Annotated in this window: 12 protein-coding genes and 1 other RNA gene; 9 read left to right on the forward strand and 4 right to left on the reverse strand. The window is 68.3% G+C overall.

Features of this window, described 5'->3' with window-relative positions:
- Positions 1 to 119: 119 nt before the first annotated feature.
- Both KRR26_RS18810 and KRR26_RS18815 read left to right on the forward strand, forming a co-directional pair.
- The gene (locus KRR26_RS18810; protein ID WP_217080460.1) at positions 120 to 512 is read left to right on the forward strand and encodes a hypothetical protein; all 393 of its coding nucleotides are present in this window, start codon (positions 120 to 122) and stop codon (positions 510 to 512) included.
- Positions 513 to 521: 9 nt separating this feature from the next.
- The gene (locus tag KRR26_RS18815) at positions 522 to 986 is read left to right on the forward strand and encodes a hypothetical protein (RefSeq protein ID WP_217080461.1); all 465 of its coding nucleotides are present in this window, start codon (positions 522 to 524) and stop codon (positions 984 to 986) included.
- A 166-nt stretch (positions 987 to 1,152) separates the two neighbouring features.
- Here KRR26_RS18815 and ssrA read toward each other — a convergent pair.
- Positions 1,153 to 1,515, reverse strand: a transfer-messenger RNA (tmRNA) gene (gene ssrA / locus KRR26_RS18820).
- A 246-nt stretch (positions 1,516 to 1,761) separates the two neighbouring features.
- Here ssrA and KRR26_RS18825 point away from each other — a divergent pair.
- Positions 1,762 to 3,117, forward strand: coding sequence for a M16 family metallopeptidase (locus tag KRR26_RS18825; protein WP_217080462.1), 1,356 nt, complete (start codon positions 1,762 to 1,764; stop codon positions 3,115 to 3,117).
- Positions 3,117 to 4,712, forward strand: coding sequence for a M16 family metallopeptidase (locus KRR26_RS18830; RefSeq protein WP_217080515.1), 1,596 nt, complete (start codon positions 3,117 to 3,119; stop codon positions 4,710 to 4,712). The genes KRR26_RS18825 and KRR26_RS18830 overlap by 1 nt, the downstream gene beginning before the upstream one ends.
- Before the next feature lie 57 nt (positions 4,713 to 4,769).
- Here the strand turns inward: KRR26_RS18830 and KRR26_RS18835 are convergent, their stop codons facing one another.
- Complete coding sequence (locus KRR26_RS18835; RefSeq protein ID WP_217080463.1) at positions 4,770 to 5,873, reverse strand: aldo/keto reductase; 1,104 nt, start codon at positions 5,871 to 5,873, stop codon at positions 4,770 to 4,772.
- A 101-nt stretch (positions 5,874 to 5,974) separates the two neighbouring features.
- Here KRR26_RS18835 and KRR26_RS18840 point away from each other — a divergent pair, with 101 nt between their 5' ends.
- Positions 5,975 to 6,877, forward strand: coding sequence for a LysR family transcriptional regulator (locus tag KRR26_RS18840; protein WP_120202032.1), 903 nt, complete (start codon positions 5,975 to 5,977; stop codon positions 6,875 to 6,877).
- 182 nt (positions 6,878 to 7,059) lie between these two features.
- On the forward strand, positions 7,060 to 8,982 hold the full coding sequence (locus tag KRR26_RS18845; RefSeq protein WP_407931726.1) for an OmpA family protein: 1,923 nt from the start codon (positions 7,060 to 7,062) through the stop codon (positions 8,980 to 8,982).
- A 336-nt stretch (positions 8,983 to 9,318) separates the two neighbouring features.
- Here KRR26_RS18845 and KRR26_RS18850 read toward each other — a convergent pair whose 3' ends face one another.
- A complete protein-coding gene (locus KRR26_RS18850; RefSeq protein WP_407931725.1) occupies positions 9,319 to 9,894 on the reverse strand; it encodes a TlpA family protein disulfide reductase in 576 nt (191 codons plus the stop codon).
- The gene (locus KRR26_RS18855) at positions 9,891 to 10,967 is read right to left on the reverse strand and encodes a CFI-box-CTERM domain-containing protein (protein WP_120202037.1); all 1,077 of its coding nucleotides are present in this window, start codon (positions 10,965 to 10,967) and stop codon (positions 9,891 to 9,893) included. The genes KRR26_RS18850 and KRR26_RS18855 overlap by 4 nt, the downstream gene beginning before the upstream one ends.
- A 100-nt stretch (positions 10,968 to 11,067) precedes the next feature.
- On the opposite strand from KRR26_RS18855, the gene KRR26_RS18860 reads away from it, so the two are divergent.
- The 3 genes from KRR26_RS18860 to KRR26_RS18870 all read left to right on the forward strand — a co-directional run bounded on the left by KRR26_RS18860 (position 11,068) and on the right by KRR26_RS18870 (position 13,116).
- On the forward strand, positions 11,068 to 11,358 hold the full coding sequence (locus KRR26_RS18860; protein WP_217080464.1) for a hypothetical protein: 291 nt from the start codon (positions 11,068 to 11,070) through the stop codon (positions 11,356 to 11,358).
- 87 nt (positions 11,359 to 11,445) lie between these two features.
- Positions 11,446 to 12,690 carry a S1C family serine protease gene (locus tag KRR26_RS18865; RefSeq protein WP_120202040.1) on the forward strand — a complete coding sequence of 415 codons (1,245 nt, stop codon included), beginning with the start codon at positions 11,446 to 11,448 and terminating at the stop codon, positions 12,688 to 12,690.
- 153 nt (positions 12,691 to 12,843) lie between these two features.
- The gene (locus tag KRR26_RS18870) at positions 12,844 to 13,116 is read left to right on the forward strand and encodes a vegetative protein (protein ID WP_120202042.1); all 273 of its coding nucleotides are present in this window, start codon (positions 12,844 to 12,846) and stop codon (positions 13,114 to 13,116) included.
- Positions 13,117 to 13,139: the final 23 nt, after the last annotated feature.

Here is a 13,139-nt window from a genome sequence, read left to right on the forward strand (position 1 = left end):
TGACCGTCGCTACCTCGACATGGCCTTGCTGACTTCAAACCCAGGCACCGCTGAATGATGCCGCCAAGGAGCTTTCCTCCCCCGTACCCCCTCCGAACCGACTACACACGATTCGGGACTTGACCCCCATCTTCGGATTCAATCCCAGCACCGGGATTGACCCCGTCCATATCGTCATGGAGGCGCTCAAAGCGAGAAAGTCCTATCCTGGCAAGGTCACGGACGACACGCCGGCATTCGCCATGGGCAGCTCGTATGGACTGAAAATCATGCAGATTGAGAATATCTGTCCCGAAGAAGCCTACAACAAAATCAAAGCTGAATTCGAGAAGGCAAGAAACCACACCGCACCATGTTACAGCTTCCCCAATGGCAACGGCGACTGCATTTGCGCCACCTGGCCAGCAACCATTGGCCTGCCCATTCCATCAGCGGATGAAAACATGCAAGCATACATGAAGGCCATGCAGGATGCCCCCAAGCGCAAGCATCTCGGCATCAAGCCAGCATAGAAGAGCACCATGACAGAAACAGAAAAACTGACGAAGTCCATCCAAACCATCATTGAAGCATGGAAGCGCACGAATCCAACGGGCAAGCCCGAAAAGGAGCAGGTCCAGCGTTTCAACGATTTGCTAGAGCAACTCTACAAAGAAGGCTGGGATTACACGCTAGGACATGAGAACGAGCTGCCAGATGAGTATCTCCCGGCACGTTACCTTCAGAGGCGAGCGAACGTGCAAGATGACCTGCAGGATGAGCTTGCGAATATCGCCAGCCGGTTCCGGAGCTGCCAGGAAGGCTCCGACGCGGAACAGCAGGCCATCTCCGACTACCATCAAGTGATGGCTGAACTCTTCAGAATTGGGCACTGGCCAGAAGTTGTCGAGCCCGACTCGGAACTCCCCCACGAGCACATGCCGCAAATCTACAAGGATGCACAGCGAAAGAGGATTGAAGAGTATCGCGCCTCCCAGAAGCCTTGAGACGAATCTGCCGATCCATCCGGAAGCCTCGCTGCAGGGGCTCAGCAGATCGACCGATCCGCCCGTCCCAAGATCCAACTCCAACTACCCCGTTCCGCCACAGGGGCACATGAAGACACGCGGGCAAAGAAAAAGCCCAGCAACCTTGCGGCTGCTGGGCTTCTCTTTGTGGAGGCGGTGGGAATCGAACCCACGTCCGAAAGCCTTCCGCTCTTTGACCCTACGTGCGTAGTCCGCGATTTATTACGTCCCTGAGGCTCCCACGGACGGGATACTCAGAGCCGGTCCTGGAAAGGTCTCGCCACCTCGGGCCCAGGCACCCTCAGCAGCCAGCCCGCATTATGACGGTCCTACCCAACCCCACGGGCCGAGAGCTGGGGGACCGCGCGCTAAGAGCTGGTTTTAGGCAGCCAGCGCGAGCTCAACGTTGTCGTTGGCTTTTGTGTTGTTGTCGGAGGTTTTACGAGCACCCAACAAGCTCGGCACGCGTCTCGAACTTCTATGCCCCCGTCGAAGCCAGGTCGCCCCCGGCGTTCTCTGGTTACTGACATCCGTGCGGCTCCGACTTCGTCCGCACGCCTACTACCTTAACCGCTGAACCCGTGCGGTCAATCCCTTCGGCGCCCTCTTCGTCCACGCCCCACCCACGGCGCCACGCCGCAAGACCGCCTTCTGACACTCGCTGAACATTCCCTCGCCTCCCGGAACACCCCGCAGCGTAGGTTCCCCTCGCCTGCCGGGCGGCCCACCGCATGCCCGGCCGAAAGGTCCGCGCATGACACGCCTCCTTGCCCTGCTGCTGCTCCTGCTGGCCCCGGCACTCCCCGCCGAGGCCCAGCAAGACACCTCCCGCTTCTTCCCCTACACCCTCAAGACGACGCGCCTGCCCAACGGCCTCACCGTCGTGCGCGTGCCGTTCAACTCACCCGGCATCGTCGCGTACGCCACCGCCATGCGCGTGGGCTCGCGCAACGAGGTGGAGGCCGGCAAGACCGGCTTCGCTCACTTCTTCGAGCACATGATGTTCAAGGGCACGAAGTCCAACCCCGAGGGCCAGCGCGAGCGCGTCCTCGGCAGCTTCGGCTTCGACGACAACGCCTTCACGAGCGACGACATCACCGTCTACCACTCGTATGGGCCGACCGCGGGCCTGCTCCAGCTCATCGCGCTCGAGGCCGACCGCTTCCGCAACCTCGAGTACTCCGAGCCGTCCTTCCAGACCGAGGCGCTCGCCGTGCTCGGCGAGTACCACAAGAACGCCGCCAACCCCGGGCTCAAGATGGAGGAGGAGCTCTTCGGCACCGCCTTCACCCAGCACACGTACCGGCACACCACGCTCGGCTTCTACGACGACATCAAGGCCATGCCGAAGGAGTACGCCTACAGCCGCACCTTCTTCGAGCGCTGGTACACCCCCGACAACGCCCTCATCTTCATCGTCGGTGACTTCAACGACGACCAGGTCATGGCCGCCGTGCGCGAGAACTATGGCGCGTGGAACCGCAAGTCCACGCCCGTCACCATCCCCGTCGAGCCCCCGCAGAAGCAGCAGCGCTCCGTCCATGTCGACTGGCCGCAGCCCACGCAGCCGCGCCATCAGCTCGGCTGGCACACACCCGCCTCCAACCCCAACACGCCCGACGCCGCCATCCAGGCGATGCTCGCCGAGTACCTCGTGGGCAAGACGAGCCCCGCGTACAAGGATCTCGTGCTCGACAAGCAGCTCGTCGAGTCCATCGACTCGCACCCGTCGCCGCACCGCGACCCCACCCTCTTCATCCTCGACGCCACCCTCCAGGACGAGAAGAACCGCGCCGCCGTGGACGCCACGCTCCGGCGCGAGGTGAAGGCACTCGCCTCGGGCAAGGTGGACGCCGCGCGCGTGAAGGCCATCCAGGACAACCTGCGCTACGGCAGCGTGATGAACCAGCAGACCGCGCAGGACGTGGCCATCGACCTGGCCGTGTACGCCGGCATCCTCGGCACGCCGGACGCGCTCGCCAGCTACCTGAAGCAGCTCTCTGTCGTGACTCCGAAGCAGCTCGTCGCCTTCGCGGGCAAGTACCTCGTGGACTCCAACCTCACCGTCCTCACCCTCACCCCCAAGGCCCCCGCCGGAGGGACGCCGTGATGAAGACATCCGCCATCGCATCCCTCTCGCTCACGGCGGTCCTGACCCTCGCGGGCTGCGCCACCACACCCAAGCCCGCGCCCGAGGCGCCCGCACCCACCGCGCCGCAAGCCGCGGTCGCCCCGGCCACGCCTCCGACGCTGCCCGCGGTGCCGCTCAAGGAGCCCAAGCCGATGGAGCTGGTGGTGCAGGCGCACCCCGACACGCCCATCGTCAGCCTGCGGTTCGTCTTCCACACCGGCTCCGTGGACGACCCGAAGGGCAAGGAGGGCCTCACCGCCCTCACGGCGCATCTGATGGCCGAGGGCGGCACGCAGAAGCTCACCGCCGCGCAGCTCCTCGAAGTCCTCTACCCCATGGCCGCCGAGTTGGAGGTGCACCCCGACAAGGAGTTCACCACCCTCACGGGCCGCGTCCACAAGGACTTCCTGCCGCGCTTCCTCGACCTGTTCACCGACGTGCTGCTCGCGCCGCGCTTCGACCCCGCGGAGTTCGAGCGCCTGCGCGCCAACGCGCTCAGTGCCGTGCGCAACGGGCTTCGCAGCGAGAACGATGAGGCGCTCGGCAAGGTGGGCCTCGACTCGCTGCTGTACGCGCAGCACCCGTACGGGCACTACAGCGGCGGCACCGTGCAGGGCCTCCAGTCCCTCACGCTGGAGGACGTGAAGGCCCAGGCCCAGCGCGTCTTCACGCAGGATCGACTCGTCATCGGGCTGGCGGGGCCGGTGGACGAGGCACTCCAGCGCACCGTCACCACGCGGCTCAGCGGATTGCCGGCCTCGGGCGCGCCGCGCGTCGCCCTCCCGCCGATTTCTACCGAGGGCGGGCGCGTGCTCATCCTCCAGAAGCCCGCGCTCTCCACCGCCGTCTCCATGGGCGCCGCCGTCCCGCTGCGCCGGGGAGACCCGGACTTCTTCTCGGTGGCCTTCGCGATGTCGTATCTCGGTGAGCACCGCCAGTTCATCGGCGTGCTCTTCAACGAGCTGCGCGAGAAGCGGGGCCTCAACTACGGTGACTACACCTACGCCGAGCACTTCAGCGAGGACCCGGGCACGACGTACCACCGGCCCAACATCGCGCGCACGCAGCAGGACCTGACGGTGTGGCTGCGGCCCGTGGTGCCCGCCAACGCGCTGTTCGCCACGCGCGGGGCCATGTACTTCCTCGAGCGGCTCGTGACGCAGGACATTCCTCAGGACCGCTTCGACATCAGCCGCGGCTTCCTCCAGGGCTACACGCGCCTGTGGGAGCAGACGGATCAGCGCCGCCTCGGCTACGCCATCGACTCGCTCTACTACGGCACGCCGCACTTCCTGGATCAGTACCGCGAGGCACTGGCGAAGATGACGCCCGCGTCCGTGCACGCCGCCGTCAGCAAGTTCGTGCACCCGGACGGGCTCAACTACGTCTTCGTCACCGAGGACGCGCAGGGACTCGCGCAGGCGCTGCGCTCGGGCCAGCCTTCGCCCATCACCTACGCCTCGCCCAAGGCGCCCGAGCTGCTCCAGCTCGATCAGACCCTCATCTCCCTGCCGCTGCCCGTGCGTCCGGACGCCATCCGCGTCGTCCCGGTCGCCGAGTTCATGGAGAAGTAAGCGACGCCCGAGCCCCGGGGGACGGAGTCGACCTCCGTCCCCTGCGGGTTCAGGTGTCTAGCGGAACCACGAGGGCTCGGCGCTGACCTCGGTGCCGCCCGTGAACATGCCGCGGGTGAAGAACTCGTTCTGGAAGAAGATGTACGGGTGGATGAGCTCCGGGCGGCTCACGGCCTCCAGGCGCGCGGCGAGCTCGGGCGGAATCACCACGTCGAGCGCGTGCAGGTTCGCCTCGAGCTGCTCCAAGCGCGTGGCGCCGATGATGGTGGAGGACACGCCCGGTCGGCGCGTCACCCACGCGAGCGCCACCTGCGCCGCGGGCTTGTCCAACTCGCGAGCCACCTCGCGCAGCGTGTCCACGATGGCCCAGTTGCGCTCGGTGAAGAGCTTGGTGAAGCCCGGGTTGTTCGAGGACGACACGGAGGGCAGTCGCCCTTCGCCCTTGGCCTGCGTTCCCTCTCGCGTGTACTTGCCGGAGAGCAGGCCCGAGGCCAACGGGCTCCACGGCGTTACGCCCGCGCCCAGCGCCAGCGCCGCGGGGATGTGCTCGCGCTCGATGTTGCGCTCGACCAGCGAGTACTCCAGTTGCAGGGCGGAGATGCGCTCCAGGCCCTCGCGCTCGGCGAGCGTCTGCGCCCGTGCGAAGTACCACGCCGGAACATCCGAGAAGCCGATGTAGCGGACCTTGCCCTCCCGCACGAGCGCGGTGAGGGTGGTCATCACCTCCTCCACCGGCGTCATGCCGTCCCAGGCGTGCAGCCAGTAGAGGTCCACGTATTCCGTCTGCAGGCGCTTCAGCGAGCCCTCCAGCGCGCGGTAGATGTTCTTGCGGCCGTTGCCGCCCGCGTTCGGGTCGCCCGGCGAGGTGTTCACCGTGAACTTCGTCGCGATGACGGCGCTGTCTCGGCCCCCCGCCTTCTTGAAGTAGTCGCCGATGAGCTGCTCGCTGGTGCCCTGCGTGTAGCCGTCCGCGGTGTCGAGGAAGTTGCCGCCCGCCTCCAGGTAGCGAGCGAGGATTTGATGGGCCGTCTCCTTCGGGCTGCCCCAGCCCCACTCGGTGCCGAACGTCATGGTGCCCAGGCACAGGGGGCTCACGCGCAGGCCGCTGCGGCCCAGCAGGTGGTAGCGAGACAGGGACTCGATTCGGGAAGTCGTCGTCATGGGGGTGCTCCTTCGCAGCGGTTGATGCCGCATACAGTGGCGATCCCCAGCCTCGAATTGAAGGCGCGAAATCCGCGAAGACTTCTTAGAATCTCTTCACAATGGCCCTGACCCCACTCAATGCCCTGGCCGTCTTCGTCACCGTCGCGCGGCGGAGCAGCTTCACGCAGGCCGCCCAGGAGCTGGGCGTCTCCTCGTCCGCGGTGAGCCAGTCCGTGCGGCAGCTCGAGGAGAAGGTCGGGCAGGCCCTGCTGGCTCGCACGACGCGCAGCGTGTCGCTGACCGAGGCCGGTCGCCGGCTGCTGGACGGCGCGGCCCCCGGACTCCAGGCCGCGCTCGCGGCGCTCGACAACCTGGGCGCGGAGGCGAACGAGGTGGCGGGCACGCTGCGGCTGACGGTGCCCTCGCTGTCACTGCCCATCGTGGTGGAGCCCGTGCTGCCCGCGTTCATCGCCGCGCATCCGCACGTCCGCGTCGATGTGTCCGTGGAGGATCGCTTCGTGGACATCGTCGCGCAGGGCTTCGACGCGGGCGTGCGACTGGCCGAGTCCGTGGACCAGGACATGGTCCACGTGCGCCTCACGCCCCCGTTCCGCTTCCTCATCGTCGGCTCACCCGAGTACCTGCGACGCCACGGCACGCCCAAGTCGCCTCGGGACCTGGAGAAGCACGCGTGCCTGGGCTACCGCTCACCGACCACGGGGCTGCCGTACCACTGGGAGCTGGAGCGCGGGCGGCGCGAGCTGCGCGTGTCGGTGAAGGGACCGCTCACCTCGGACAACACGCAGTTCCTCACCAACATGGCCGCCGCGGGCATGGGGCTCACGTATGTCTCGGATCTCGCCGCGGGGCCGCAGCTGAGAAGCGGCGTGGTGCGGCCCGTGCTGGAGGAGTGGGCACCGTCTGTACCGGGGTTGTTCCTCTACTTCCCGCATCGGGCTCGCGCGTCCCCGGCGCTGCGCGCGTACCTCGATATGGCTCGGCAGGTTCTTCCTCCCCCCTGAGTCCCGAGCCCACACTGGAGAAATGGCGCAGGGCTGTATCCCGCGGCGCTTGGGCGGGGAAATCTTCCGCACCCCAGGGGTGGGTGCTAAGAGCCCTCCTCATGCGAGGCCTCTACTCCGGGCGCCTTCCGTCGAGCCGGCGCAGTTCTCCGTTGCCCTTCCAGGCAGCGGTCCTGAGCCTGATGCTGGCCACGACAGCGGCCCACGCGGAGCAAAACCCGTTCTCGCGCGGCTTCGACGCCGTGCCCGTGAAGCCCACCGCCGCGCAGCTCAGCGGCATCGCGCTGGAGGGCACGCGCGCGCAGCCCACGGGAAGTTTCCGCGGCGCGCTGCTGCTCGACTTCAACTGGCGCATCCTGTCGCTGAAGCTCGGTGACGAGAAGCTGGGCAACCTGCTGCCGTACCGGCTGGATGCGCACCTGCTCTTCGCCTATCAGTTGCTGGAGCGGCTGGAGCTGGGGGTGGACCTGCCCGTCACGTTGCTTCAGGGCGACCACTTCCAATTGCTGCGCGACGCGCTGAACGCGCCGGACTTCCCGGGCGCGGCGGGCGTCAGCGCCACCACGCTGGGGGACATCCGGCTGTTGCCGCGCGTGAGCATCCTGGCGCCCGAGAACTTCCCGGTGGGACTCGCGCTGGTCGCCGAGGTGCGGCTGCCCACGGGAAGCGCGGCCAGCTTCACGGGAGAGCGCGGCGTCGTGTTCGCGCCGCGCGTGGCACTCGAGCAGAAGCTGGGGCCCCTTCCCGTGCGGCTGTTGGGCAACGTGGGCGTGCTGCTCCGGCCGCAGGCGCAGTACCTCAACCTGCTCGTGGATGATGAGCTGACGATGGGCGCGGGCGGCATCGTGGACCTGCCCGACCTGGGCCGCATGCATGACGTGCAGGCGCTGGCGGAGATGCACCTGCGGACTCCGCTCGTGCGCCCGTTCACGTTCAATCAGGCGGACTCGTTCAAGTCTCCCTGGGAGCTGCTCGTCGGTGCGCGCACGAAAATCTGGGGCAACTGGGGCCTGGAGCTGAACGTGGGCCGCGGCCTCAACGTCACCACGGGCTACGGCCGCGAGGCCCTGCGCGTGATGTTCGCGCTGCGCTACGACGAGGCGTTCCTCGACTCGGATGGCGACGGCATCCCCGACGTGCGAGACCGCTGCCCCACCGTGCCCGAGGACAAGGACGGCTTCCAGGACTCGGATGGCTGCCCCGACCCGGACAACGATGGGGACGGCATCGCGGACGGCTTGGACGCGTGCCCGGACCAGAAGGGCCCGGCGGACCGCAAGGGCTGCCCGGTGGAGCCCGACAAGGACACCGACGGCGATGGCGTCATCGACCGTCTGGACAAGTGCCCGACCAAGCCAGGCCCGAAGGATTACGACGGCTGCCCGGACACGGACCTCGACGAGGTCCCGGACGGCGAGGACGACTGCCCCGATGTGGCGGGCCCACCCGAGAACAACGGCTGCCCGTTCGACTCGCCGCCCTACGTCATCGTCGAGTCCGACCGCATCCGCATCAAGGGAAACATCCTCTTCGAGACGGGCTCGGCCATCATCCAGAAGCAGTCGTATCCGCTGCTCGATGAGGTGGCCACGGTGCTGCGCAAGAACCCCACGCTGGGGCCGGTGCAGATCGAAGGGCACACGGACAATCGAGGCTCGCGCACGCTCAACGTCGACCTGTCGAATCGGCGCGCGCGGTCCGTGCTCGACTACCTGGCGGGCAAGGGCATCGACCGCAAGCGCATGACGTCGCGAGGCTTCGGGTTCGACAAGCCCATCGCGACGAACGACACGGCGCTCGGCCGCGCGAAGAACCGTCGCGTCGACTTCCGCCTCGTGAAGTCCGAGATTGAAACGGCGCCGCGAGAGACGGTCATTCAGCCAGGGCAGACACCTCCCGCGGCGGGCACGGACAAGTCCAGCGCGCCGCAGCCATCGACGACCACGGACAAGAAGGCCCCGGCTCCGAGTCCCGACAAGTCCACGGCTCCGCAGCCGTCGACGGGTTCGGACAAGAAGAAGGCCGAGCAGCCCGCTCCAGGCTCGAACCCGCCCGCGCCCGCCACGGGCTCGGACAAGAAGGCGCCTGCGACGCCCGGGAAGTAACCCACAGCGAGGACCTCCAGGCGCGCCGCCTGCCTCCCAACAAGGGCAGGCAGGCCCGCCCCCGCGAGACCGCGTCTCGTCGCGCACGGCGCCATGGCGTGCGGGATGCGGAGCCGCACCCCGACCTGTGTGGCGAGGACACGCGCGGACTTGGTTGGCGGGGGCTCCGCGCAGGGAGCGGGCACGCCGGGACAAGGCGCTTGCCCGGCTCGATGCGCAGCCCACAGCGGCGCGCTCAACGGAACAGCGGGGCGCGCCCTCGACCCACCACCGGGCTTCGCGAGCCTCCCCGGTGCGGAGGAGGCGGGGGGCATCTCAGCGAGCCTTCACCGCGGCTCACAGGTCCAGCGCGCGCTCGATGCGGCGCCGGAGTGCATCCTCGGACAGCATGCCGCGCTGGGCGTCCGTCACCTTGCCGTCGCGATCCAGGAAGTAGAGCGTCGGCAGCGCGTTCACCTGGAACTCGGCCGCCAGCTCATCCGGCGCGTACACGACGTGCGGCGCCAGCCCCGGCTGGAAGCGGCGCAGGAAGTAATCCACCTCTTGCGCGGCGGTCGCATCGTCATCGCGGTTGGCGGCGACGAAGACGAGCCCCTTCGACTCGTACTCCTTCGCCAGCTTCACGAGCGACGGCATCTCCTCGCGGCATGGCGGGCACCACGTCGCCCAGAAGTCGAGCATCACCACCTTGCCGCGCAGGTCCGCCAGCGACAGCGTGCCACCGTCATGCTTGCGCATCTGCAAGGTGGGCGCTGACGTCCCATCCGGAGCCAGCCGGGCCCGCTGCGCCTCGCGGACCCCGAGGAAGGCCACCGCGGCCATCCCCAGCACCGCCACCACCGTCAGCACGGTCTTCACGGCGTCACCGCGACGGTCTGGCGGCTTCGCTTCCTCGGTCCCTGCATCTGTCACGCGCGTTCGCTCCTCGTGAGGCGGTGGTGCACCCGCACCAGCGCCCAGCGCACTCCTGCCCGAACCCGAGGACGGCGCACCACCCAGTCCGCCACGGACGGTCCAAATCGATAGTAGCCCCGGATGAACCCTCGACCGAGCCGGCTCTTCCGCAGCACCTCGTCACGGTACGCGCGGAACGCCACCAACTCCGGCGCGCCCGCCCCGAACGCCGCCGTCGCCACGAAGCACGACGCCGCTGGACTCACCCACATGAGCTTGCCGTTGGTGAGGTTCACCACGACCTTCAGCTCGCGCTGCTCCGTGTAGAGGAACGCGAGCAGGTCGCGCCGCGCCGCGGGGAAGTCCTGCCCGCTCGCCTCCTCGAAGTCGATGCGCGTGGTGGCCGCCGTGCCCACCTCGTCCACCGTGAAGCGGTAGCGCTTGGAGCTGCTGCGCACCTCCACCTCGAGCCCCCGCAGCTCCCCGAAGTACGCCAGGAACGGCGTGCGACACGCCGGGCAGATGAAGCGGTGGTAGGCGTGGCTCGCGATGAACGCGTAGTCGCCCATCCGCTTGCAGCCCGTGTTGGGGCACACCAGCTTCACGCTCGCCTGGGGCGCGGGGCGGGGATCGAACCGCGACTGCCCCGTCGCCTTGTCGAACACCGGCGGCGGACGCGAGGGCTGCGCCACCATCTGTCGCGTCGGATGCGCCGAGCGCTCCAGGTCCTGCGCGCGTCGCCACGCCAGCTCGGCGGCCTCCAGGCGCCCGTCCGCCGTGTGCACCAACGCCTCGCCATGCGCGCGCAGTGCCTCGATGAGGCGATCCACCAGCGGCGACACCGCGGGCTCTCGCGCCACGGCCAACGCCTCGGCGAGCACCCGCTCCACGTCCGGCAACAACGCCTGCGCCGCCTTGCGCGAGGGGTCCTCCGCGCGACGGTAGACAGGCGGCTCCGGGATGCGAGCGAACAACGCCGAGGCCGAGGCCCGCACGCGCTCCAGCGCCACGGTCCCTGGGCCCACATTCATTCCCGCCGCCCGCTGTTGGGCGGCCCTGAAGAGTTCTTCCGGCTGCAAGGCCCCGGACATTAGGGGGCTGCCCCCGCCCTGTCAGCGACTCCCTGCCCCCCGGTCGGAAACTCGCCAACCTGCCCCTTCCCCTGTATGACGAGGTAGGAGGATGTGAAACATGGGTGCCTTGAAGTTCATCGTCTGGACGGCGTGCGCGGTGGGGCTGGGCGTCTTCCTGGCTCAAGGCCGCGTGGACGGGCGCTCCCCGCTGGAGCACATGGAGCGCGCGTGGAAGCGCACCGTGAACCCCTCGACGATGGACAAGGTGAAGGGCGGACTCGAGGACGCCATCGACGACGCGAAGGATGCGGTCTCCACCCACAAGAAGGCCGAGCCCGCGGCGCCGCGTGAGCGCATCACCGCCGAGGATCGTGCGGCAATCAACCGCATCATCGCTCAGAAGAAGTAAGCCGCACGCCATGGGCCCCGCCTGGCCGCTTCCGCTCTTCCCCACCGCTCCTTAGCTTCGCGCTGTCGGTGGCTGGGTGGAGGCGGTATGGGCTGGACCCGAGTCAAGGGCCTCATCGGAGTGGCCGCGCTACTCGTCGCGCTGGGCGCGCCCGCCTGGGCCTCGCGCCCGCTGTGGGTGGAGGCCCCCCATCGCGCGCTGAATCGACAGCGCTCCATCATCAGCGACGTGGCGAGGCGGGCGATGCCGGCCGTGGTGTCCATCACCACACGCCAGGCCACCACCGAGTCCGTCGTGTCCGGCGAGGAGCCCCAGAAGGGCATCGGCTCGGGCTTCATCATCCACCCGGATGGCTACATCCTCACCAGCGCGCACGTGGTGGAAGGCGCCACGGAGGTCCTCATCTCCGTGCTCGACACGCGGGGCTATCCCGAGGAGTTCCCGGCGCGAGTGGTGGGCGAGGACCCGCGCACGGACTGCGCGCTCCTGAAAATCTCCGCGCCGCGCAAGCTGCCCGTGCTGAAGCTCGCCTCCGCGTCGCACGTGCGCGTGGCGGATTGGATCGTCGTCATCGGCAACCCCTTCGGGCTGGCGCACTCGGTGACGGTGGGCGTGGTGAGCTACCTGGGCCGCACGGACGTGACGCCCAACGGCCGCGACGGCGACTTCGACTACATCCAGATGGACGCCTCCATCAACCCGGGCAACTCGGGCGGGCCGGTGCTGGACATCCACGGTGACGTGGTCGCGGTGGCCAACGCCGTGAACGTGGCGGGCCAGGGCATCGGCTTCGCCATCCCCATCGACATCGCCAAGACGGTGATTCCGCACCTGAAGGCCCGCGGCCGCATGCGCCGGGGCTGGCTGGGCATCAGCGTGCAGGACTACTCGCCCGAGGTGGCCGCCGCCTTCAACCTGCCCCAGGGGCGGGGCGTGGTGGTGACGGACGTCATCGAGGGAGGCCCCGGGGCCGCCGCGGGCCTGCGCGTGGGTGACGTCATCACCCGACTCGACCAGCGCGCCGTCTCGCGGGCCCACACCATGCGCTGGCAGGTGGCGGCCCGAGGCGTGGGCCATCGCGTGAAGCTCCAGGTGAACCGGCTGGGACACCCGCTCCGGGTGCGCGTGAAGCTGGAGGAGATGCCGCCCGAGGAGCCCTCGCCCGCCCAGGCCATGGCGACGGCGCCCCCCGCGCCTCGCCGGCCCACGCGCTCCAACTCCGTGCTGGAGGACCTGCTGTCTCCTGTCCCCCGCGCCCGGGCCTTCCATCCAGGCGGGGAGGCGTTCCGCGCCTCGCCCGACGACGCCGAGGATGATCCGCCCGAGCCCTGACGGAAGGCCCGGTGAGGCGGCTCCTGGGCCGCCAGCCTCCTTGCGTTCCGGTTCCTCGGGCGATACACAGTGCGCCTTTTTCATACTCGGCGACGCGTCCCTCCGACGTGGCGCCGCGGGTCACGCGCAACGTTTCGCAGGAGAGGTTCCACAATGGCTGAGGCCACCCAGACGACCAAGAAGCTCACCCACTGGCCGCGCACCGCCAAGGGCAGCGGCAAGAAGGCGTGCACCGTGGAGGGCTGCAAGCGCCCCTACCGCGCCAAGAGCTACTGCTTCTTCCACTTCAAGAAGTGGCGCCAGGGCGACCTGCCCCACTCGCGCTACCGCGTCTGCTCCAAGGCGGAGTGCCGCACCAAGACGATGAAGGGCGGCATGTGCGAGAAGCACTACAACGAGACGTACAAGAAGGAGGCGGCGGCCTAGATCAGGCCCCGTCGTTCCCGCGT

Origin of the sequence: Citreicoccus inhibens, from assembly GCF_019039035.1 — a bacterium.
In the GTDB taxonomy this organism is placed as follows: domain Bacteria; phylum Myxococcota; class Myxococcia; order Myxococcales; family Myxococcaceae; genus Citreicoccus; species Citreicoccus inhibens.